We start from the raw sequence: 22,368 nt of genomic DNA on the forward strand, positions 1-22,368 counted from the left end.
GTTCTGTCACTTCATCCTTTCTGTGCACCCAGGGGTGCGTACGCCGGTTTTCCGAGCCCGAGAACGTGCTGGGCGATCATGTTGCGGAACACCTCGAGGGTGCCGCCGTAGATGCCGACCAGCGGTGCGAACCGGTACACGTATTCGGCCGCTCCGTCGTCGGCCGCGCCCTCGGTGCCGACGGGCAATGCCGACGCCGCACCGAGGATGTCCATGAGGTCCGGGGAGATGTCGCGCATCGCCTGCGCGAGTGCGACGCGGCCGAAGATGCTCGGGGCACTCAACGCCGCCTCCATGCGAGCGGCGCTGCGGCCCAGGCGGTATGCCACCGACGCGTCATCGATGAGCCGACGCCCGTCGGCACCCTCCGCCGCGGTCCGTGCGGCGGCTTTGTCGACGGCGGTGGCCATGAACCCGGCCTGGTGCATCATGATCGACACGTCCTGCAGGCCATCGGGATCGGTTGCGACGGCGCCGTGTTCGGTGTTGAGCGGTTCCCGCAGCACCGTCCAGCCGCCGTTCACCTCACCGAGCCGGTAGCGGTCGTCGACGCGCACGTCGCTGTAGTACACGATGTTGGTGCGGTCGCCGTCGACGGTCCGGATGCCCTGGATCTCGATGCCCGGAGTGTCCAGCGGCACCAGGAACATGGTCAGGCTCTTGTGTTTCGGTGCATCGGGGTCGGTGTTGGTGATGAGGAAGACATAGCGGCAGTTGTGCGCGCCGGTGGTGAACATCTTGGACCCGTTGATGATCCACCCGGAACCGTCGCGCACCGCACGCGTCTTGCACGTCGCCACGTCGGAGCCGCCCTCGGGTTCGGTGTATCCCAGACACAGCCGGACCTGACCGTTGAAGACGCCGGGCAGCACCTCGTCACGCAGTTCGGGCGAGCCGAACGTAGCCACGGAACGCGCCACCATGGCCGTCGTCCCCCAGGTCACCCAGGGCACGTGGTAGCGGCGCTTCTCCAGCTGCCAGATTCGGCGACGCACCGGGGTGAAACCGCCTTCGGCTTCCGACTTCCATTCGGCCTCGAGGTACCCGGCGGCGCCCAACGCCAGGTGGACTCCCTCGTCGAAGTTGTCGCCGGTTTCCCGGTCACGCCGGATCACCTCGTCGGTGACGATGGTGCGCAACAGCTTTCGGACATCGTCGCGGAACGTCCGGTCTTCGTCGGACAATTCCACCGTCGAGAAATCCATGTCAGTTCCGCCCTTTCCCGTCGCTGCGCTCGCCCCAGCGCCCTTCCCGCGCGGCGAGAATCTCACCGATGCGCTTGGCACTGGCGCCGGGATCGCCTGCGGCCAGCGCCCACCCGCGCGCCCGCACCAGATAGGCGGTGGCGGCAGCTTCATCGGATACCCCCAGTCCACCCTGCACATGCACAGCCATGGTCGCGGCGCGAGGAGCTTCATCAGCCATGAACACGAAGGCAGCCGGCGCCAACTCTGCTCTGGCGTCGGGTTCGTTGTCGAGGAACCACGCGGCGCGGCGTGCGAGGTTCCGGCCACTCTGGACGATGATCGCGATGTTGGCCAGTGGATGCGAAATCGCCTGCAACGACGCGATCGGAACTCCCAGGGTGAAGCGGGTCTTGGCGAACTCCGCCGCGATGGTCATGGTCGCCTCGACCAGTCCGGCGAGCGCGGCGGCGGTCAGCAGTCGCCATTCATCTAGTGCCCGTTGGTATTCCGCACAAGCGGTGGCGCCGCGCGCCACGACAGCTCTGGTGTCGGCGGCCTCGGGGTCGACCCAGGCCATCGGCAGCCGGCCGATGTTCTCGACCTTCTCGGGCCGGATGCCGTAGGTCAGCCGCACGATCTGCTCACCGTCACGCACCAGAACATGGTCGGCGATCGAACCACTCGGAATCAGCTTGGCGCCGGGCCTGTTCTCCTGGCCCGGGTCGAATGAGACGAGCTGCCGTCCGCTGACGATGTCGGCGTCCAGCGCGCCGAGCCGGCCGAGCAGACGCGCGGCGCAGACATGGTCGATCCACGGTACCGGCGCCACCACGCGCCCGATCTCCTCTGCCACCAGCGTCAGGTCGACCAGCGTCGCGCCGTCGCCGCCGGCAGATTCGGGCACGGCCATTGTCGTTGCGCCCATGGCGCACAGCCGTTCCCACAGACTTTTATCGAATCCCGACTCCTCGGCGGAGCGCACCACCCCGATGGGGCAATGAGCCGCGAAAAACTCGCGATACGCCCCCTGCAACGCCTGGTGATCCGGCGACAGGCTGTAGTCCAGCCTGCGCAACTCGTGACGGTCCACGGCTTCAGCCCTCCCGGTTTCCGAAGAAGAAGTCATTCGCGTTGTCGTGGAGATAGCGCTCCAGCACGTCCGGCGGCAGGTCGAGCGCCCGCGCCTCGGGGATGACGCGACTCATCTTCAGCACCGGCCAGTCCGATGCGTAGATCACCTTGTCGCGACCGCGGGTGCGCATGTAGTGCAGCAGGCTGTCCGGCAACCGCTTCGGCGACCACGCCGACGTCATCAGGCGCAGGTTCTCATATTTGATGAGCAGTCGAATTGCGATGTCCCACCATGGATCCGCACCGTGAATCATGCACAACTTCAGTTCGGGGAAGCGCACACATACCCGGTCCAGGTGGATGGGGTTCTGCACCTCGCCAGGGATCGGCGGCCCGGGGAGCCCGGTGTTGACGCACAGCGGCAACTCGAGCTCGGCGCATTTGGTATAGAGCGGGTAATACACGGCGTCGCTGGGCGGGTACTGTCCATCGCCCCAAAAGCTCGGTCCGACTACCGCATACGCGACCGGCAGGTTCGCCGCAGCGGCGGCCAGTTCACGCAGCGACGGCATCGGACGCAGCAGGTTCACCCCACCCAGCGCCAGCGCGAACCGATCAGGCTGGGCTTCGACGAATTTGCGTGCGGTCACCGACGGCGTGGCCAGGTTGTCCATCAGGATGGCCTTGGCTACTCCCTGAGCGTCCATCTCGTCGAGGAGCTGGGAGAGCTCGACGGGCGCGAACATGGATTCGGGGCCCTTGAAGTAGTCGTCGCGCACCTTGACCATCCAGGAGGGCTGCCGTTCGGTCTCCCCGAAGTGCACGTTCACCAGGCAGTCGATAGCTCGTGTCATGTCAACACCCGCCCGTCGGCAACCCTTCTGGCCCAGCGGTAGTCGGCCTTGCCATTGCCCAGCCGGTGTACCTGTTCGACGAAGAGGAACGCCTTGGGGATCTTGAATCCCGCCAGACGCTCCGAGCACGACGCCTGCAAGGCCTGCGGCGTCACCTCGACGTGGTCCTGAACGGCGACGAGTGCGACGACCTCCTCACCCCACCGCTCACTGGGCCTGCCGACCACCACTGCGTCGACGACACCCGGTTGCGCCCGCAGCACCTCTTCGACTTCTTCGACGAACACCTTCTCCCCACCGGTGTTGACCACCAACGAGTCCCGGCCGAAGAGCTCGAGAGTGCCATCGGCGGCGAGTCGACCGCGGTCACCGGAGATCACCACGCGGCGACCGTCGACCTCGGGGAAGGTGGCGCGGGTGGCATCGGGATCGCGAAAGTACCCGAGGGGGATACGCCCCTCGCGGGCCACCCAGCCGATCTCCGCATCGCCGGGCTCGAGGAAGCGGCGCAGGTCGGCCGACACCACCGACGCCCCGGCCCGCAGTTCGAAGGTGTCCTTGGGATCGTCGCGCCGGCTGCGGCCGAATCCGACGTTCCCGGTCTCCGACGATCCGTACCCATTGACCATGGTGATCCCGGGCAGCAGTTCCAGCAGCGCCCGTTGGTGTTTCGGATTCGTTGCCGCGCCACCGCTCGCGACCACCGACAGCGACGACAGATCGTAAGGGCGCCGGCGGAGCTCCCCGACCAACGGCCCCACGTAGGCATCGCCGACCATCGTCATCAAGCCCACCTCTTCGCGCTCGGCGGCCTCCAGAACGGTGCGGGCATCGAACGCGGCCCGGTTGTCGTAGAGCACCACCGTCTGGCCACTGAGTACCGCGGCGAGCGTGGTCCACAGGCCGGCGGCGTGCATCAGCGGCGACACCGCGAACCAGGGCCGGCCACAGTGGCGCACCTTCTCGTGGATTTCCGCGACAGACGTATGGTCGCCGCCGTTCATCGACACGACGTAGGTGTCACCCTGTCGCCACATCACCCCCTTCGGCCGCCCGGTGGTGCCGCCGGTGCAGATCATCAGTACGTCGTCGGCGCGCGATTGGATGCCGGCGTCGGCATCTCCCTGGGAGAGTGCGTCATTCAGCGTGACGGCACCGGGAAGTTCGGGCGACGTGCTGCCGTCGTCGACCGAGATCAGTAGATCGGCGCCGACAACCGCGAGGATGTCGGCGAACTTGGCGCCCAGCGATCGGTGGTAGATGACCCCGCGCGGCTTCAGATAGTCGAGCAGTTCACGGACTTCTCCCGGCGTGTACTGGTGATTGACGTTCACCGGAACGACTCGCGCTTTCAGACAGCCGATGAGCATGTCGGGGTACATATCGTTGTGCATGATCAGCGCGACCCGATCCTGACCGCACTCCCAGCGCTGCAGGCTCTCCCGCTCCCGGTGCACGCCAAAGCCCCTGCCGGCCAAGAAGTTCGACAGCCGCCGCGTGCGGTCCGATACCTGCGCATACGTGCTGCGGCGGTCACCGCACACCGTCATCAGCCGGTCCGGTACCACATCGGCGATGGCGTCGAGCACGGCGCCGAGAGTCCATTCGCTCATCGGAAAGACGGCTACGCCGCCGCCTCCACGCTGACGCCGAGGAGGTTCAAGGCGTTGTCGCGCATCACTTTCCGGGTATCCTCGGCGCTGAACTCGGGAAACTGCGGAATGTCGGCGGTGAACGACATCGGGTCGGCGAGTCCCTCACCATGCGGCCAGTCGGAGCCGAACAGAATCCTGTCCACGCCGATGGTCTCGGCGAGCAGCTTGACGTCGTCCTCGTAGTAGGGCGCGATCCAGACGTTGTTGCGCAGCTGCTCGACCGGGTCCTCCTCGAAGTGGTACGGCGCATTGTTGGCCGCCTTCTTCAACCGCTTGATCAGGCGGTAGACGAAGTACGAACCGTTTTCGATGCTGGCCACCTTCAGCGTCGGGTGCCGGGTGAAGACCTGGTGGACGATCATCGACGCCATCGCATCGTGGATGGCCCGGTCGTCGAGCAGAATCTGGTCCAGCGGGTCCTTCTTGCCGAACCCCTCAAACGTCGCCTTACCGCCCCACAGGGCGGCGATCGCGAGGTAGCCGCTGTCGCTCAGGTGGAAGCCGACGGGTACGCCGGCTTCGGCGAGCCGCGCCCACACGGGGTCGTGCAGGGGGTCACCCAGTGACCGAGGTTTGGCCACCCCCGGCACCGGAGCCGGACGCACCAACACGAGTTTGGCGCCGCGACCGAGCACGTACTCGACCTCCGCGACCGCCGCGTCCGGGTCGGCGAGCGAGATGATCGGTGCCGAGATGATCCGGCCGTCGGGCCGGTTGAAGCCCCAGTCTTCGTCGAGCCAGAGATTGAACGCGTGCACCGTCGCCATCGTCGCCTCGATGTCGCCTTTGAGCGCCTCCTCGACGCCGCACGCGAAAGTGGGCAGCATGAAAACGGTTTCGAGGTTCTGCCGGTCGAGCACCTGGACCCGGGCATCGCGATTCTGGTACTCGGGATGGTCCGCCATCCGGTCGACCCTCATCAGCGACGCCGGGTCGACGCCGTCGGGAATCTCACCGCGGAACAACAGGTCCAGACATCCCGGTTCGATGATCGGGTCGAAGGTGGGATTCGGTATGAAGTGATTGACCTTCTCGCCCATCACGGCCAAGGTTCGCTTCCCGTCCTGGACCATCTGGACGCCGCGCCGCTTGAACTCCTTGGGCAGATACCGGGTGCAGGAATCCACGGGTTCGTAGTAGTGGTTGTCGACGTCGATTGCCTGGTAGTCCAGAGTCGGACGCGCGATCCGCTTCGCTTCTCGCTCCAAATCCATCAGCACTGCCCCTTCAACGGCGGAAATTGCGGTGGGCGCTTCTCGAAGAAGCTGGTGATGCCTTCGATGACGTCCGGGCGCTGCAATGACTCGTGCATGAGCGTCTCCGCGCGGCTGCTGGCGCTCACGACGTCGCGCACGAGATCCGAATAGACCTGCTGTTTGATCACCGCCAGCGAGCTCGGCGAGCAGTGCGCGGCAATGTCTTCGGCGTAGGCGATCGCATGCGACAACAGATCAGCGTCGGCGACAACCTCTTTCACGAACCCGAGTGCGACCGCTTCTTCGGCGCCCACCTTCCGGCCGCTCAAGAGCAGATCCAGCGCGGCACTGACGCCGATCAGTCGCGGCAGGATCCAGGAGATGCCGTACTCGGCGATCAGCCCCCGGCGGGCGAATGCGGTGGTGAACTTGGCACTTCGGGCGGCGAAGCGGACGTCGCACATCAACGCCTGCGTCATCCCGATGCCGGCGCAGGCTCCGTTGATGGCGGCGATGACGGGCTTGCGCAACGTGGTGACGAAAAGCGGGTGACGCTCCCCCACCAGCTCGTCGACATTCGTGTCACCGTTGAGGGTGGCACCGCTGATCGACGACAGGTCGCCCATGTCGGCGCCGGCACAGAACGCGCGCCCGCTGCCGGTCAGCACGATCACCCGCACCACAGAGTCAGCCTCCGCGGCGTCGAGAGCAGCGTAGAAGGCGGCGGCGAGACCGTCCCCCCAGGCGTTCATCCGCTCGGGCCGGTTGAGGGTCACCACCGCAACGCCGGTCTCGCGGACCTCGTAGAGCACCACCGCACTCGGAACGTCGGCCGTCACGCGGTCAGGAACCGTCACCGGCTGGGCCTCCTCGGTTACTCCGCCATTTGTATGGCCATACTGTACACCTATCAGTATCTCGCCGATACCGCTCAGATGAAGTCGCTGCCGCCGTCGACGTTGATGTTCGCGCCGGTCATGTAGGAATTGCGTCGAGATACCAAAAACGCAGCGACAGCGCCTATTTCGTCCGGCATGCCAGCGCGGGGCAGGTGCGCGGGATGCCCGAAGTGCTCGCCGACGGCCGCCATGAGCGCGTAGGGATCGGCACCGTCGACGCCGACCGATTGAGCCCAGCCGACGAGTGCCTCGGAGGCGATGCTTCCGGGCGAGACGACGTTGACCAGGATTTCGTCGGGCGCCAGCGACAACGACAGGTTCTTCGAGATGCTGGCCACCATCGCCTTCGCCGCGGTGTAGGCGGGCAGGATGACGCTCTGGCGCTGAGTCGAATGCGCCGAGAAGTTGACGATGCGGGCCCACGACGCCTTGCGCAGCAACGGAAGTGCCGCGCGCACGCATCGCACCATGCCCATGGCGCCGTCGTCGACGGCGGCACGCCACCGGTCGTCGGACAGATCTTCGAAGCTGCCCACCACTGTCGGTCCGGCGGCGTTGACGAGCATGTTGAGCTCGCCGCCCCACCGCAGGCTCAACTCCGTGAAGAGATCGCCGACCTGGGTGGGGTCGCACATGTCGGCGACCAGTCCGATCGCGTCCGGACTGCCGCGACGCGCGAGGTCCGCCGCAGCCGCGTCCAGTGCCTCCCGGGTACGGCCGACCACCGCGACGCGCGCGCCGTCGTCGGCCAGGCAGCGGGCCGTGGCCAGCCCCATGCCGCGACCGCCGCCGACGATCACCGCGGAAGCATCGCGAACGCCCAGGTCCATGAGGCGTTACGTGCCCGTCCAATTGGGGGCGCGCTTCTCGGCGAACGCGATGGACCCCTCTTTGGCATCATTGGACGTGACGACCGGAATGATCAGTTCGAGCTGCTTGGACCACATTTCGTCGTCGGTCCAGTTGGCACCCTTCACCAGCACCTCTTTGGTCGCCGCGACGGCCAGCGGCCCGTTGGCGGTGATCCGTTCCGCGAGCTTGATCGCCTCGGCCAGCGCTTCCCCAGGCTCGGCCAGCACGTTGACGAAACCCCACGCCTCCGCCTGTTCGGCCGTGAAGCTGTCCCCGGTGAGCGCCAGCTCGAGCGCCTTCTGGAACGGGATGCGCCGCGGCAGTCGCAACAGCCCGCCGCCGGCGGCGATCAGACCGCGCTTCACCTCAGGAATACCGAACTTCGCAGTGCGCGAAGCGACTACGAGGTCAGTGGCGAGTACGACCTCGGTTCCGCCCGCCAGGGCGTAGCCCTCGACAGCTGAGATCAGCGGCTTGCGCGGCGGCCGTTCGGTGAAACCGATCCCGCGACCGGGGATGTCGACCCGCTCACCGGCCACGAACGCCTTCAGATCCATTCCCGCGCAGAAGTTTCCACCCGCTCCGGTGATCACCGCGACCGACAGACCCGGGTCGGAGTCGAGTTCGTCGATCGCGTCGGCAAGCCCCTGACTCACCGCGTGGTTCACCGCGTTACGTGAATCCGGTCGGTTGATCGTGATGACGAGAATGCGGCCCCGCCGCTCAACGAGAACTTCGTCTGCCACCGCTTGCCCTCCATAGCCCACAGAAACACTTACTATATGTCTTACAGTAGACAGACGTGCCAGTCGAGAGAGCAGCACACGGTAGATTCAACAGTTGCGCAGCATCGATCGTGATGGAGGTGCCCACAGTGGCAAAGGTGGCAACCGCCGAAAAGCGCCAGCGGCGTGAACGGGGTTCGATCAACCCCGATGACATCATCAACGGTGCATTCGAACTCGCAGAACAGATTTCGATCGACAACCTCAGCATGCCGCTGCTGGGTAAACACCTCGGCGTCGGTGTCACGAGCATCTACTGGTACTTCCGCAAGAAGGACGACCTACTCAACGCCATGACGGACCGCGCCCTGCGCGAGTACGTGTTCGCCACGCCGTATGTCGAGGCCAAAGATTGGCGTTCGACGCTCCGCAATCACGCGCGCACGATGCGTGAGACATTCGTGGGCAACCCGATCCTGTGCGACCTGATCCTCATCCGCTCCGCACTGAGCCCGCGCGCCGCCCGACTGGGCGTGCAGGCAGTGGAGAAGGCGATCGCGAGCTTGGTGGAAGCCGGCCTGTCGCCCGAGCACGCCTTCGACATCTATTCGGCGGTGTCAGTGCACGTCCGTGGATCAGCTGTGCTGCAACGGCTCCGGGACAAGAAGCAGGCCGACGGCGAAGGGGCGGGCGACATCCAGGACGCCATGACGATCGATGCCGAGACCACGCCTCTGCTCGCCCGCGCCGTTCAGCAGGGCCACCACCTCGGCACCGCGGACGAGAACAATTTCGACTTCGGCCTCGAGTGCATCCTCGACCAGGCCGAACGCCTGATCGAGGCAGACAAGAAGCCGGCGCCCCGCGCACGCAAGGCGCCGCGCTCCTAGTTCAGGTCAGACCTCGACAACGACCGCGCCGCCCTGGCCACCGCCGGCACACATCGCGGCCACACCGATGCCACCGCCACGGCGCCGCAGTTCGTAGACCAGCGTCGTCACCATGCGGGCACCCGAGGCCGCGATGGGATGGCCCAGGCTGCAACCACTTCCGGAGAAGTTGACCAACTCCTCGTCGAGACCGAATTCCTTGCAGGCAGCGATCGGCACCGAGGCGAACGCCTCGTTGATCTCCCACAGCGCGACATCAGAAGGTTGCAATCCTGCCCGCTGCAACACCTTTCCGATGGCCCGCACCGCACCGAGGCCGGTGTCCCGCGGCGCGACGCCAGCGGCTGCCCACGCGCGCACCGTCGCCATCTTCGTCAGGTTCTCGGCCTCGGCGTACGCGGCATCGACGATCGCCACCGCCGCGCAGGCATCATTCGTGCCACTGCTGTTGCCGGCAGTGATCGAGAAGCCCTCGATCTCCGGGTGCAGCGGCTTCAACTGAGCGAGCTTCTCGGCGGTGGTGTCGCGACGGGGAAACTCGTCGACGCTGAAGTCGACCACGGAACCGTCGGGCAGCTGCACCTTCAGCGGCACGATCTCGTCGAGGAACTTGCCGGCGTCGATCGCGGCGACGGCCCGTTGATGCGAGCGCGCGGCCCAGGCGTCCATCTCTTCGCGGGTGATGCCCATGGCCTGCGCTGTGTTCCAGCCGACCGTGATCGACATGTCTTTTGCCGGCGCATCCGCGGTCTCGACGTGCGTCGGCGGCATCCACCGTTCCTCGAACTTCAGCTCCGGCCCCGGGATGCGCCAATTCACCAGCGGCGTCATCGACAGTGACTGCACGCCACCGGCGATCAGCACGCGCTCCATACCCGAGCCGATCTGAGCGGACGCATTGCCGATCGCGGTCAGGCTGCCCGCACAGTGCCGGTTCACCGACTGTCCGGGCACGTGCTGCAGGCCGGTCGCGTCAGCCGCGTACCGTGCGAGATCGCCACCGCCGTAGTGAGATTCGGCGAAGATGAGGTCGTCGATCACACCGGGGTCGACGCCGGCGCGGCGCACGACCTCGGGCAGCACCGTGGTGATCAGTGTCTCGGGCGGGGTGTTGACCAGGGTCCCCTTGAAGGACCGGCCGATGGCTGTCCGGACGGCACCGACGATGACGGGTGTGGGCATGCTCGACCTCGGCTTCTCGGGTTGTAACAGTTACTGTTGACTTCACAGTATACGAGACCGGTCAGCCGGGCTCATCGACCTGGAAGTGCTCGTCGCGTAGCCGGAATGCCTCCTTGGTGCCGTATTCGGCGCGCGTCTTGACGAAGTTGAACTCACCGGGCGCGAACTGCAGATTCGTCCCATAGGCGTGGAACAGGTAGCTCGCGACTTCCTCACCCTGGTAGGCCTGACTCTGCTCGACGAGACGGAACGCCTCCTTGGCGATGACGACGCCGTCGGCAGGCATCTTCGCGGCCTTGGCGGCCCAGTACCGGGCTCGCGCGGTAACCGCATCCGGCGCACAGGTCTCGGTGAAGATCCCAAGATGTTCGACCGCTCCCGCCTCGACGATGTCGCCGGTCAACAGGAGCCGGCGCGCCAGCACCGGGCCGAGGCGGTGGAAGAACATGTGCAGGCTGCCCAGTGCCGGCCCCAGGAACCGCGTCGCGGGCATCCCGATCCGGGTGTCGCGGGCGATGACCGAGATGTCGGTCATCAACGCCATCTCGAAGCCGCCGCCGAGCGCGTATCCACTGATCTCGCCGACCGTGACCTTCGGAAACCCCATGAGATTGTGATAGAAGCCGAATGACTTGCGGTCCACCGTGAGTCGCCGGCGTTGGCTCGGCCGGCGCTCGGCCTTCTCCTCACCCCGGCCATACCAGCCGTAGGCGTTGTTCATATCCGCCCCGGTACTGAAGACTCCCCCGTTTCCACGCAGCAGGACGACGGTGATGTCGTCGTCTTCTGCGGCCTGATCGAGGTACCGGGCCAACTGATCGCGCATGGCAGCGTCGTAGGAGTTGCGCTTGGCGGGGTCATTGAGGGTGATGGTGGCGACGCGATGGTCGTCAGCCAGCGAGAAGAGAACGCGGTCGTCTGCCATCATTCCTCGAATCCGTTGCGCCGCTTGCTGAATTGGAAGCCGCTGAGCTGAGCCGGCCGCGAGGCCACCGTGCTGAACTCACCGGTGCAGAGCACCTCCCCGTCACGAACCAATCGCGCCGTCGAGACGACCGTGCCGTCGGACTCCGCGCGCACGATGTCGAAGCGCAATTCGGTGAGGATGGGTGTCGGCCGCCGGAAGGTCAGCGTCAGCGCCCGAGTCTTGCCGGTCCGTTGCACGGCACAGCTCTGATGTTGCGTGACACAGTCGAAGAACACCGCCAGAAACCCGCCGTTGACCAGACCCGGCGGTCCTTCGTACACCAGAGGGAAGGTCACGCGGCCGCTCGCCGTTTCCGCGTCCAGGTGGTCGAAGGCGTATTCAGGGAAGCACGGATTGTAGGCGCCGATGTCGAAGGCGTGGTCCAGGTAGATGCGCTGGGCATCGCCAGCGTCCGCACCGATGCGGGGCGTCGGATCCGCCGGGCCCGCCGCGGCCAGCACACCCTCCCATTCCGCGAATCGGGCGAGCATGTCGTCCACCACCGGATGGTCCCGCTCCAGCGCCAGCAGCAGGCCGGCCAGGCGCCGCATCGCCCCGGCTGCCGCGACCGTCTGAGCGAGCGGGCGTTCGCCGTACCGGACCGTCGACATATGCCTCTTTTCCCGCTTGCCGAATGCAATCGTAGTACATACTGTTGGCATAACGGTACGGCATGAGAGAGGACTCCGACGGTGAGCGATGACGGTTCGATCACCGTGCATCGCAACGGCCCCGTCCTGAGCCTCATTCTCGACCGGCCGGCGCGTCGAAACGCGTTGAGCCACTCGATGATCGACCGGTTGGTCACCGTACTCACCGAGGCGGCGAGCGACGACTCCTTGCGCGCTGTGCACATCGGCGCGGTGGGCCCGGATTTCTGCAGCGGCGCGGACTGGGTCGCGACCAACGAAGCGGGGACGCGACCACGGGCAGGCCAGCTGCTGCGGCGCATTCCTCACACCGCGCACCGCCTCATCGAACTTGTTGCGACCATTCACCTTCCGGTGGTGTGCAGCGTCCGGGGCTGGGCCGTCGGACTCGGCTGCAACCTGGCGCTGGCGGCCGACTTCACCGTCGCCGCCGACGACGCGACGTTCTGGGAACCGTTCGCCGCGCGCGGCTTCACCCCGGACTCCGGTGCCACCTGGCTGTTGCCGCGCCTGATCGGGCTGGCCCGCGCCAGGGAGATGCTGCTGCTCGGCGAGAAGGTCGGTGCGACCGAAGCGGCGACCTGGGGCCTGATCCACCGCGCGGTCCCCCCCGACGACCTCGACGATACCGCTGCCACCCTCGTGGACCGGTTGGCCGCGGGCCCGACCGTGGCCATCGGTCTGGCCAAGCAAGCCATCCATCAAGCCCAGCACGCGACGCTGTCGCAGGCACTGAACCAGGAGCTGTACCACGTGGAACTGTCCTGTCGCACCGCTGATTTCAAGGAGGGCATGGCTGCGTTCCGCGAGCACCGGCCGCCTCAGTTCGGCGGACGGTAACCGTGTTCGACACCATCAAGTACGAGGTCGAAGGCCACAAGGCCATCATCACGCTGAACCGACCGGATGCGCTCAATGCGCTGAGTCCGCACATGGTCACCGAATTGCGTATCGCCTACGACCAGGCCGAGAACGATGACGCCGTGTGGCTGCTCATCGTCACCGCCACCGGCCGCGGATTCTGCACCGGCGCGGACGTGAAGGAGATTCCCGGCGACGGCAAGGTCGTCGCCGAACGCCCCTACCTGTCCACGTACGACCAGTGGGAAGCGCCGCAGGAGGGCACCCCACCGTTTCGGCGGATGGCGAAGCCCGTGCTGGCCGCCATCAACGGCATCTGCTGTGGCGCCGGCCTCGACTGGGTGACCACCGCCGACATCGTCATCGCCTCGGACCGAGCCACCTTCTTCGACCCCCACGTGAGCATCGGCCTGGTGGCCGGCCGGGAGGTCGTCAGACTGGCGCGGGTCCTGCCGAGGTCGGTGGCCCTGCGAATGGCGTTGCTGGGTAAGCACGAACGGCTGAACGCGGCCAGGGCATTCGAGCTCGGGATGATCAGCGAAGTGGTCGAACACGACCGGCTACTCGAGCGGGCCCACGAGATCGCCGACATCATCAACTCCAACGCGCCACTGGCCGTTCGCGGAACGCGACTGGCGATCCTCAAGGGTCTGGACCTGCCCCTCCACGAAGCCGAGATGCTCGCCGAAGCCTTCCGCGAACGCAACCTGCACACCGAGGATTCCCTCGAGGGACCCCGGGCGTTCGTCGAGAAACGTGCACCGGACTGGCAGTGCCGATGACGTTCCAAACCATCACCCTGGACGTGGAGCCGGACGCCCACGTCGCCACCATCACGCTGAATCGGCCCGAGGCGCTCAACGCGTTCAACCGCGCCATGTGCGAGGAGATGAGGCAGGCGTGGCAGGCAGTCAAACGCGACGACACCGTCCACGCCGTGGTGCTGCGGGCGGCCGGCGACCGGGCATTCAGCGCGGGCCTCGACGTGAAAACGCCGTATGGACAACCGGACAACGTGTGGAACCACGAGGACCCCGGCGAGGCACTCAGCCCGAAATGGCAGAAGATGTGGAAGCCCGTGGTCTGCGCGGTTAACGGCATCTGCACCGCCGGCGCGTTCTACTTCGTCAACGAAGCCGATGTGGTGATCTGCGCGGAAGACGCGACGTTCTTCGATTCCCATGTGAGCGCGGGTCTGGTGTGTGCGCTGGAGCCCGTTGGGCTGATGCGACGGATCGGCCTCGCCGAGGCCCTGCGAATCGCGTTGATGGGCAACGATGAACGCGTCGGAGCCGCGACCGCACTGCGCATCGGACTGGTGTCGGAGATCGTGCCCGCCGATCAACTCTGGGCCCGCGCCCACGCCATCGCCGCGGGTATCGCGGCGAAGCCGCCATCGGCGACCCAGGGCACCGTCAAGGCCATCTGGGAGTCACTCGACAAGCCCTACCGTGCCGCAATGGAACAGAATCTGATCTACACCCGCCTCGGAAATCCCTTGGGCACGGCCGAACTCGGCGCCGAGCCGGCCCGGCGCAACCCACCGAGGATCCGGTGACCCATCCGCTGAGCACGCGCATCGCCGAGGTGCTGCGCCTCGATCCGGGTGCGAATGCCATTGAATACGAGGACCGATGGCATTCATGGCGCCACATCACCGATATCGCCGAGGCGATCGCCGCCATCTCCCCCGGCGCCCAGATCGGGATGCTGCTGCGGAACCGGCCCGACCATGTCGCGGCGCTGCTCGGTGTCCTGCTGGCGGGTGGCACCATCGTCACCATCAACCCGTCCCGCGGCGAGGATCGGACCCGCGCCGATCTCGCCGCGCTCGACCTGTCGACCGTCATCGGCGAAGCACCCGACCTGGACACCGAGCCCACCGCATCGGTGGCCGCCTTGCGAATCTGGACAACCGACGGCACGGCCGAAACCCGGCCGACAGTGGCGGTGCGCATGCTGACCAGCGGAACAACGGGGCCGCCCAAGCGAATTGACCTCACCTACGACATGCTGGCCCGCAGTCTGATGGGTCCGGCGCCGACGTCGCTGCGAAGCGGGGTGGCGATCGTCAACGCGCCCTTGGTTCACATCGGCGGGGTGTTCCGGATCCTGCAGTGCGTCACCGCAGGACGGTCGTTCGCGCTGTTGGACCGGTTCGATCTGGACCGCTGGGCCGACGCGGTGCGACGGCACCGGCCGGGCGCGGTATCCCTGGTGCCGGCGGCGCTGCGGACCGTCCTGCATTCGGATCTGTGCGCCGACGACTTGGCCGGTATCCAAGCCGTGACGTCAGGCACGGCGCCCCTGTCCCCCGACGATGCCGACGCCTTCACCGCCAAGTTCGGCATCCCGGTGCTGACCTCCTATGCGGCAACGGAATTCGGCGGCGGTGTCGCAGGCTGGACGGTCACCGACTACCACCAGTTCTGGAAAGACAAGCGAGGCAGCGTCGGGCGCGCCACGCTCGGCGCGTCCCTGCGTGTCGTCGACGAACACGGCAACCCATTACCCGACGACGAGCCGGGGCTGCTCGAGGTCAAGCCGGGGCAGCTCGGACCATCCGCGAACTGGATGCGCACCACCGATCTGGCCCGCATCGATGCCGACGGATTCCTGTGGATCCTGGGACGCGCCGACCAGGCCATCATCCGGGGCGGGTTCAAGGTGCTGCCCGATGACGTCCGCGCCGCGCTGGAAGCTCACCCCGCGGTGGCCGGTGCCGCTGTCGTCGGCTCTCCCGATGCGCGATTGGGCGAAACCCCGGTCGCCATGGTCGAACTGCGGGCCGCTGCCGAGGTCGACGACATCGTCGGTTACCTCCGAACCCGGCTGGCGCGCTATGAGATTCCCAGCTCCATCGCGATCGTCGACCGGATTCCCCGCACGCCCTCCGGCAAGGCCGATCTCGGCGAGGTCCGCCGGTTCTTCGCCGACGAACATGCCCGATAACACCATCGACCGCCTGCTGCGGGAACGCGGTGCGGCATACCCCGACAAGCCGGCGGTGATCGACCCCGCCGACTCGATGACCTACCGCGAACTCGACGCGTCGAGCCGCCGCCTGGCCGCGGCTCTCATCGACGCCGGGATCGGCGTGGGTACCCGCGTCGGGCTGATCATGCCCAACAACGTCAGGTGGGTGCGGATCGCCGTTGCGGTGACACGTATCGGCGCGGTGCTGGTTCCGCTGAGCACTCTGCTGCGAGGGCCCGAACTGGTCGCACAACTGCGTGTCGCCGCAGTGCAGCATCTGATCACCGTCGACGAGTTCCGCGGCCACCGGTACCTCGACGAGCTGCGCGCCGAAAATGCGGAGCTCACGGAGCTGCTCCAGGTGTGGCCGGACACCGAACTGAATATCGGTTCAGATACCGACGCCGTCGATGCGATGGCCGAAACCGTCACACCGGCAGACACTCTGGCCATCATGTTCACCTCTGGCAGCAGCGGGCCGCCGAAGGGCGTCATCCACTCTCACGGCGGCGCGCTCGGCGCGGTGCGGGCGGGCTTGACCGCGCGGTGCGTCGACAGCGAGACCCGCCTGTACCTGCCGATGCCCTTCTTCTGGGTGGGCGGATTCGGCAGTGGCATCCTGACGGCGCTGTTGGCCGGCGCCACGCTGGTCACCGAAGAGACCCCGCAACCGGAGTCGACGCTGCGGCTGTTGCGGCGCGAGCGCGTGACGCTCTTTCGCGGCTGGCCGGACCAGGCTGAAGCGATTGCCCGCCATGCTGATTCGATAGGAGTTTCCCCGCCGGCCCTACGCGCGGGCAGTCTGCCCGCGCTCCTGCCGGACACGCAGCGCCCGGCACCAGGCGCCCGAGCGAGACTGTTCGGAATGACGGAGGCGTTCGGCCCGTACTGCGGGTATCCGGCGGACACCGACATGCCGCCCCCGAAATGGGGAAGCTGCGGCAAACCGTTCTCCGGCACCGAGGTTCGGATCGTCGGCCCCCACACCGGAGTGCCGGTGCCGGCCGGCGAGATCGGCATGATCCAGATTCGCGGACCGTATCTCATGAGCGGAATCTGCGGGCGCACATACGAAGATCTGTTCACGACGGACGGGTACTACCCCACCGGCGATCTCGGACACGTCGATGCCGACGGCTTCTTGTTCTACCACGGTCGCTCCGACGATATGTTCAAGGTGAACGGCGCGACGGTCTACCCCAGCGAGGTCGAACAGGCGTTGCGCGCCATCGACGGTGTCGACGTCGCGGCGGTGACGGACGTCGCCGGCGCGGTGGCGGCAGTCGTGGTGTCACGCACCATGACCGTCGACGAGGTGCGGGCGGCGGCACGAAAGCGGTTGAGCTCGTTCAAGATTCCCACCGTATGGCGGCTGCTGAACTCCGAGGATGAGCTGCCCCGAGGGTCCACCGGGAAGGTCGACGTCGCCGCGCTGCGCGAATTGTTGACCCACTCCTGACTACAAGCGCGCCGTCGCGGCGACGGCAGTGTCGGTGGTACGCAACGGACGGATCATCCCCTCCTGAGTAAAGGAGGCGATGAGCCGGCCGTCCTCGGTGTGGACTTGCCCACGCACATAAGACATTCCGGCGCCGACCTGGGTGCTCTCGTGCGAGTACAACAGCCAGCCGTCCCAGCCGACCGGCTCGTGGAAGGTGACCGTCACCGTCATCGGCGCCGTAGACACGGTGAGGTGCGCCTGGCTGGTGCCGATGCCGGCGTGGGCGCGCATGGTTGTCGAGATGGACAGGTGACCGGTGAAATGTGCGAGCAGCGCCTTGGCCAGGTCGTCGCGCTGAGGAACGGGGTCATAGTGCAGCCACGCGTGCAACACCGGTGGGCCGACCTCGTCGGGACTGTTGACGTCCACGACATCGACGAGGCGAAGCTCGCGACCGATCATCGGCATGTGGCTCGGAATCGCCTCGGCCGGCGGCGCGATATCGGGGCGGTCCGCGTGGTGCCGGATCACGTCATGCGTCGGGGTATCGGCCAGCACCGTCACCGTCGCGCAGCGGCGGCCGTCCTGCTCCACCGCCACCACCACGGCAGCGAAGCTGCGGCCGTCGTTGACCACGTCGACGACGAAGTCGACCGGTAGGTCCACCTGCACGGCCCGGCCGAAGATCGCGTGCGCGGAGCGAATCGCTTTGGTCGGCAACTGTTTTGCGACCGCGACGATCGACTGCGCCAGCAGCTGGGTGCCATCGACGATGGCTCGCTCACCACCATCGCTGAAGCCGCGAAACCGGCCCACGCCATTCGGCTGGACATCGAACACCTCGAGCATTCCGGTAACGGAGGACGGCATCGTCATGCGTGGCCGTATCCGAGGACAGCGGGGTGGGCCTGACCGACCCGCACGATCACCCGGTCCTGATAGAACGCGACGTGGTCACGCAATTGCGCCACCTGTTCAGCCGGATCCTCGTAGCTCCAACACACCGGTTCGTCCCCGTCTCCGTCGAATCGCCAATAGGTGGCTTGTCCTTTGAACGGGCAGCGACTGGTCGCGTCCGGGTCGCTGCGCAGTTCGATGCGCACGTCCGCGCGCGGGAAATAAAACACCAGGCCGTGATCCTGCTCGTCGACGAGCAGGGCGTCGGAGGTCGAGGCGATGAGGCGTCCGTCGTGCTCTGCGGTAATCGTGTTGCGGCGGCGATGGATATCGACGCGGTAGTCGGGGCGGTCCACGAAACTCATGACGCCTGCACCACCGTCTCGGCGAATTCTCTCAACGTATCCGGCTGGGCGAAATCGGCGAACCACACGTAAAACCGCTCGGCGCCAAGGTCGCTCATCCGCCCGAAGTGGTCGATCAACTGGTCTGCCGTCCCGCAGGTCAGCCCGTCGCCGAGGTATCCGAACCGACGGGTGCTCGTCTCGGTGACCCCTGCGCGGTCCGCACCGGACCCGACAAACCCGACCATCTGCTGCACCGACACCCGCGCGTTGCCCACCTGCGGGCGTAACCGCTCGAGCCGATCGAGGTGATTGCACGGCAGATTCCACCAATCGGCATGTCTGCGAACCAATTCCAGGGTTTTCTTGCCGACGCCGCCGAGTACCAAGGGTATCGGATGTTCGCGGCGCGGCGATTGCGCGGTGTCTCCGTCGTCGCCCCAATACTGGCGGATCAGCGCGAGGTCTCGTTCCAGCCTGCGAACCCGGGCCGGTGCGTCATCGGCGTTGTCGATGCCGAAGCGTTCGAATTCGCTCGGCATCGATCCCGCACCCAGGCCGAGCTCGAAACGCCCGCCCGACGCAGCCGACATCGTGACGGCATGCTTGGCGAGCACCGCCGGATGCCGAAAGCCGTCGCACAGCACCAGATGCCCGACGCGCAGTCGGTGGGTGTGCGCCGCGACCCAGGCGGCGATGGCCGTGGCGTCCCAGATGCCGCGGTCAGGCGCACCGGGCGCCTCGAGATGGTCGATGAACGCAATGCCGTCGAAGCCCGACCCCTCGGCCACCTGCGCGCGCTCGACGATCTCATCGATACTCAGCCGCACCTGCGGCAGAAACAAGAACCACTCGGCCATGACCGCATCACCATACCGCGACGGGAAGGGATGTTCTACCTATCGGATAATGCGATTCTCAGGCAGATCGGCCGGCGCTCAGCTCCGGCTCGTCTTGATGTCGAAGCCGACCTTCTCGCCATCCACGCTGGTGATCTTCAAGTGGGCCTTGTACGGCCCTTCCGGGCCCGTGAAGGTGCAGTCGAATTCACCGCCGACCTTGGCGTCGACGCCGGACGGGCATTTGACATCAGTCGGATGGAATCCGGTCTTGCTGCTGACCATGTCGGTCACCGACTGCGCGGCGCCTTCGGGCTTGATGGTCGAGGTACACGCACTCAGCTGCAGCGTGACGAGTCCGATTACGAGTGCCGCCCCGATACGGCCAGGAATGCGAGTCATAGCGGGAACGTAGCCAAGTCCAGTTGGAAATGCGTTGGAAGTCGCACATCGGTCGACCGCAGACATTCCTGCGCTCCTACGGCGCGCGTCCGTTCTGAAAAAGATGCGTCCGGTCTCGCGGGCACCGGCCGTTACGAAAGACCGAGGGCATCCGAGCGTCGCCTCCGATACGGAACTCGGCTCGGCCGAATCAGGCATCGTCCCGCGACAGGATCACCATCCGCGTCAACACACCCATGTAGACGCCAGGACCCACAAGCGCGTATTTCGCGCGTATCTCTTCCATCGAGTTCTGTTGAAGCAGAAGCGCCGCTGCGATCTCCCCATTCGACAACCGATTGGATCGCGGCGAGACCTGCCACTCACCGACCGGGGGCGGTGCGAGCGAAGTTCTGGTGCCGAACTCGGCCGATTGAGACAAATAGTCCTGCAGCTCCGCATGACGAAATTCGAACAGCGGACCTGCCGCACGGAGTAACCCAAGAGCCCGGCAGTCGCCTAGGAAGCCCAGAAATCGACGTGGAATTTGTTTTTCCCGTGCAAGCACCCGCTCCGCGGCCAAGTACGCCACCCACGGCGACGAAGTTGGGTCAGCGGCGCTCAGGCATCCGATCATCAGTCCAAAGCTGAGTGATACCGGAATCCACAGCCAGACCGGTTGCGCCACCATCCCGCCGATGAGGAACGTCAGACTGAAGCCGGCACCTAACGAGATTGCTTCGATCAGCGCTGATCGGCGGGCGTTGCGGTACTCGACGTCTGGTGTCAGGACTGCAGTCTCGGTATCGGAGTATGCCGCCCAGTTGATGATTCCGAGTGCGGCCGTCAGGATGGCGACGAAAGCCAAGAATACGACGAGCCCGACTTTGACTGCGCTCCATACGCCGTAGAACAGACCGGCCGCGCACCCACCCACGACCGCCGTGACAACGGCGACCTCGGCGACGCCCGGGAAAGCTTCGACACTGCGCCTACCCAACAGCTGAACGCGCCCTCGCAACCGCCAATTTACTTTTGACGGGCGCTTCGTGAATCGCACGTTCTTGGGTTTGACCACCACGAAATAGAACGGGATGAACGCGACGAGACTCAGGACTACGGCGACTATGGAGCTCGAAAGCACACTGGCCACCACGTCGAAATGTCCCAGGGTGGCCGATAGTCCGCACACGAACCACACGATCCCGATAGTCAGGGCCGCTACGCGCCAGCCAAGAAATGCTGCCGACCAGCGCACGGCCGTGCCGCTAACGGCAGTGGGTAGGCGCCACCACGCGAAGTCACGCTCCGCTCCAAGTCCCCCGGCAAGGAATCCCAGCCAACGGGTGACGTCCGGCGCACTCCACGTACGCTTCGGAGCGAACGGGCTGTCGCCTTCACGACGCCGACGATCCCCTAGCGCAACGAGAACCGGAACCAACTGTGAATACAGGTGCCTCTTGAGGTCCGCTACCGCACGATAGTCGTCTGTCAACAACTCCAGCGGACTGCGCTTCTGTTCGACATAGACGACACGAACCAGCCAAAGGCCCAACGCCGTCGAGCAGACCGTCGCCAGTGCCGGACATTTCCCTTCGATCGTCGCGTTGAACACCGATTGCCAATCTGGATCCAGTTCCGGCGGCAAGCAGTCGGTCAAATACCCGATGACCTGGGTTACGGTCAGCGCCTGAGATTCGATCCCCGCGGAACGCTTGATCACGTGCAATTCGCGTACGAGGTGCCGATATTCCGCCGTCCTACATGCCAGAATCAATGCCCCATCTGGATCAAGAGTTTCCTGAATAGTTCGAAAGACTGCCAACCGATGCGGCACTTCAAGCTCATCCAGCCCATCGATTACGGGCAATATGTAATTACGTGAAACGAGCTCGTCAACAACACCCGCAGAAATGTCCAACAGTTCTGCGAAGTCGTTTCGTATTCGAAAGGCGACCCAGTCCTTGAGACGGGGAAATTGCTCGATATCCCACTCACTGATCGTGACGTAGACAGGCACGAAATCGCCGGGGCGACGCTGCCGAAGCATTTCGAGCAACAGCTGCACGGCAAGCGAAGTCTTGCCCGACCCAGCCTCCCCGAGGATAACCAGCCGCTTGGCCGGTAGGGCGCGGAACCGGTTAGCCAAGCCATCGATGTTGTCGCTGGAAGCACTAAGTTCTGAGCCGGCGCGCACCTTGTGCCGGTGGTCAACCAAGTTCCGCGGTGCCGATTTCCACCGCACCGGAATGGTCTCATCGAGTCCCCGAAGTCGTGCTTCGTCCCGCCACACACCTTGAACCAAGGTAGCGAGCGTTTCGAGTGCGTAGGCGACTTGCTCTTTGACCGGAACAGCCGCCGGCGCCGGCCGGTTACGGCCGAGTGCTGTCGTTACCGCCACGGCCAACGTACAAGCCGCGAGAATCGCCGCCACCGGAGGGAAGCCCGCAGCTACGGGCCACCAATGCACTCCCACTCCCACGAGCCCGACAGTGATCGCG

22 protein-coding genes are annotated in these 22,368 nt (G+C 65.8%); 6 read left to right on the forward strand and 16 right to left on the reverse strand.

The window, feature by feature from the left end:
* Nucleotides 1-11: 11 nt before the first annotated feature.
* The 8 genes from ACWW1C_RS18470 to ACWW1C_RS18505 form a co-directional block, all read right to left on the reverse strand.
* Nucleotides 12-1,205, reverse strand: coding sequence for an acyl-CoA dehydrogenase family protein (locus ACWW1C_RS18470; protein ID WP_455979736.1), 1,194 nt, complete (start codon nucleotides 1,203-1,205; stop codon nucleotides 12-14).
* A 1-nt stretch (nucleotide 1,206) separates the two neighbouring features.
* Complete coding sequence (locus ACWW1C_RS18475; protein WP_455979737.1) at nucleotides 1,207-2,277, reverse strand: acyl-CoA dehydrogenase family protein; 1,071 nt, start codon at nucleotides 2,275-2,277, stop codon at nucleotides 1,207-1,209.
* A gap of 4 nt (nucleotides 2,278-2,281) precedes the next feature.
* On the reverse strand, nucleotides 2,282-3,112 hold the full coding sequence (locus tag ACWW1C_RS18480) for an amidohydrolase family protein (protein WP_455979738.1): 831 nt from the start codon (nucleotides 3,110-3,112) through the stop codon (nucleotides 2,282-2,284).
* Nucleotides 3,109-4,725, reverse strand: a complete 1,617-nt coding sequence (locus ACWW1C_RS18485; protein WP_455979739.1) for an acyl-CoA synthetase — start codon at nucleotides 4,723-4,725, stop codon at nucleotides 3,109-3,111. Before ACWW1C_RS18485 ends, ACWW1C_RS18480 begins: the two co-directional genes overlap by 4 nt.
* An 11-nt stretch (nucleotides 4,726-4,736) precedes the next feature.
* The gene (locus tag ACWW1C_RS18490; RefSeq protein ID WP_455979740.1) at nucleotides 4,737-5,981 is read right to left on the reverse strand and encodes an amidohydrolase family protein; all 1,245 of its coding nucleotides are present in this window, start codon (nucleotides 5,979-5,981) and stop codon (nucleotides 4,737-4,739) included.
* The gene (locus ACWW1C_RS18495) at nucleotides 5,981-6,820 is read right to left on the reverse strand and encodes an enoyl-CoA hydratase (protein WP_455979741.1); all 840 of its coding nucleotides are present in this window, start codon (nucleotides 6,818-6,820) and stop codon (nucleotides 5,981-5,983) included. The genes ACWW1C_RS18490 and ACWW1C_RS18495 overlap by 1 nt, the downstream gene beginning before the upstream one ends.
* 74 nt (nucleotides 6,821-6,894) lie before the next feature.
* Complete coding sequence (locus ACWW1C_RS18500) at nucleotides 6,895-7,692, reverse strand: SDR family NAD(P)-dependent oxidoreductase (RefSeq protein WP_455979742.1); 798 nt, start codon at nucleotides 7,690-7,692, stop codon at nucleotides 6,895-6,897.
* A 6-nt stretch (nucleotides 7,693-7,698) separates the two neighbouring features.
* On the reverse strand, nucleotides 7,699-8,460 hold the full coding sequence (locus ACWW1C_RS18505; protein ID WP_455979743.1) for a crotonase/enoyl-CoA hydratase family protein: 762 nt from the start codon (nucleotides 8,458-8,460) through the stop codon (nucleotides 7,699-7,701).
* Between the two features lie 113 nt (nucleotides 8,461-8,573).
* Between ACWW1C_RS18505 and ACWW1C_RS18510 the strand changes: the two genes are divergently transcribed.
* Nucleotides 8,574-9,329, forward strand: a complete 756-nt coding sequence (locus ACWW1C_RS18510; protein ID WP_455984349.1) for a TetR/AcrR family transcriptional regulator C-terminal domain-containing protein — start codon at nucleotides 8,574-8,576, stop codon at nucleotides 9,327-9,329.
* Between the two features lie 6 nt (nucleotides 9,330-9,335).
* Here the strand turns inward: ACWW1C_RS18510 and ACWW1C_RS18515 are convergent, their stop codons facing one another.
* From ACWW1C_RS18515 to ACWW1C_RS18525, 3 genes are all read right to left on the reverse strand, one after another.
* Nucleotides 9,336-10,511: a thiolase family protein gene (locus ACWW1C_RS18515; protein ID WP_455979744.1), complete on the reverse strand. Its 1,176-nt coding sequence runs from the start codon at nucleotides 10,509-10,511 to the stop codon at nucleotides 9,336-9,338.
* A 61-nt stretch (nucleotides 10,512-10,572) separates the two neighbouring features.
* Nucleotides 10,573-11,436, reverse strand: coding sequence for an enoyl-CoA hydratase/isomerase family protein (locus tag ACWW1C_RS18520; protein ID WP_455979745.1), 864 nt, complete (start codon nucleotides 11,434-11,436; stop codon nucleotides 10,573-10,575).
* The gene (locus tag ACWW1C_RS18525) at nucleotides 11,436-12,089 is read right to left on the reverse strand and encodes a hypothetical protein (RefSeq protein WP_455979746.1); all 654 of its coding nucleotides are present in this window, start codon (nucleotides 12,087-12,089) and stop codon (nucleotides 11,436-11,438) included. Before ACWW1C_RS18525 ends, ACWW1C_RS18520 begins: the two co-directional genes overlap by 1 nt.
* A gap of 81 nt (nucleotides 12,090-12,170) precedes the next feature.
* On the opposite strand from ACWW1C_RS18525, the gene ACWW1C_RS18530 reads away from it, so the two are divergent.
* Genes ACWW1C_RS18530 through ACWW1C_RS18550 form a run of 5 tightly spaced genes read left to right on the forward strand, consistent with a single transcriptional unit; the run spans nucleotide 12,171 to nucleotide 17,424 of the window.
* A complete protein-coding gene (locus tag ACWW1C_RS18530; RefSeq protein ID WP_455979747.1) occupies nucleotides 12,171-12,968 on the forward strand; it encodes an enoyl-CoA hydratase/isomerase family protein in 798 nt (265 codons plus the stop codon).
* A 2-nt stretch (nucleotides 12,969-12,970) separates the two neighbouring features.
* A complete protein-coding gene (locus ACWW1C_RS18535; protein ID WP_455979748.1) occupies nucleotides 12,971-13,771 on the forward strand; it encodes an enoyl-CoA hydratase/isomerase family protein in 801 nt (266 codons plus the stop codon).
* Nucleotides 13,768-14,547 (forward strand): enoyl-CoA hydratase/isomerase family protein, encoded by a 780-nt coding sequence (locus tag ACWW1C_RS18540; protein WP_455979749.1) that lies wholly within the window; start codon nucleotides 13,768-13,770, stop codon nucleotides 14,545-14,547. Before ACWW1C_RS18535 ends, ACWW1C_RS18540 begins: the two co-directional genes overlap by 4 nt.
* Entirely contained in the window at nucleotides 14,544-15,941 is a 1,398-nt protein-coding gene (locus ACWW1C_RS18545; protein ID WP_455979750.1) for a class I adenylate-forming enzyme family protein, read from the forward strand. The genes ACWW1C_RS18540 and ACWW1C_RS18545 overlap by 4 nt, the downstream gene beginning before the upstream one ends.
* Nucleotides 15,931-17,424, forward strand: a complete 1,494-nt coding sequence (locus ACWW1C_RS18550; protein ID WP_455979751.1) for a class I adenylate-forming enzyme family protein — start codon at nucleotides 15,931-15,933, stop codon at nucleotides 17,422-17,424. Before ACWW1C_RS18545 ends, ACWW1C_RS18550 begins: the two co-directional genes overlap by 11 nt.
* Here ACWW1C_RS18550 and ACWW1C_RS18555 read toward each other — a convergent pair whose 3' ends face one another.
* The 5 genes from ACWW1C_RS18555 to ACWW1C_RS18575 form a co-directional block, all read right to left on the reverse strand.
* Nucleotides 17,425-18,282, reverse strand: coding sequence for an acyl-CoA thioesterase (locus ACWW1C_RS18555; protein ID WP_455979752.1), 858 nt, complete (start codon nucleotides 18,280-18,282; stop codon nucleotides 17,425-17,427).
* Entirely contained in the window at nucleotides 18,279-18,668 is a 390-nt protein-coding gene (locus ACWW1C_RS18560) for a DUF427 domain-containing protein (RefSeq protein ID WP_455979753.1), read from the reverse strand. The genes ACWW1C_RS18555 and ACWW1C_RS18560 overlap by 4 nt, the downstream gene beginning before the upstream one ends.
* Nucleotides 18,665-19,507, reverse strand: a complete 843-nt coding sequence (locus ACWW1C_RS18565; RefSeq protein ID WP_455979754.1) for an LLM class flavin-dependent oxidoreductase — start codon at nucleotides 19,505-19,507, stop codon at nucleotides 18,665-18,667. Before ACWW1C_RS18565 ends, ACWW1C_RS18560 begins: the two co-directional genes overlap by 4 nt.
* A gap of 78 nt (nucleotides 19,508-19,585) precedes the next feature.
* Entirely contained in the window at nucleotides 19,586-19,888 is a 303-nt protein-coding gene (locus ACWW1C_RS18570; protein WP_455979755.1) for a DUF4333 domain-containing protein, read from the reverse strand.
* A 190-nt stretch (nucleotides 19,889-20,078) separates the two neighbouring features.
* Nucleotides 20,079-22,301: an NACHT domain-containing protein gene (locus ACWW1C_RS18575; RefSeq protein ID WP_455979756.1), complete on the reverse strand. Its 2,223-nt coding sequence runs from the start codon at nucleotides 22,299-22,301 to the stop codon at nucleotides 20,079-20,081.
* Nucleotides 22,302-22,368 lie beyond the last annotated feature (67 nt).

It is taken from the genome of Mycobacterium sp. HM-7 (assembly GCF_053852335.1).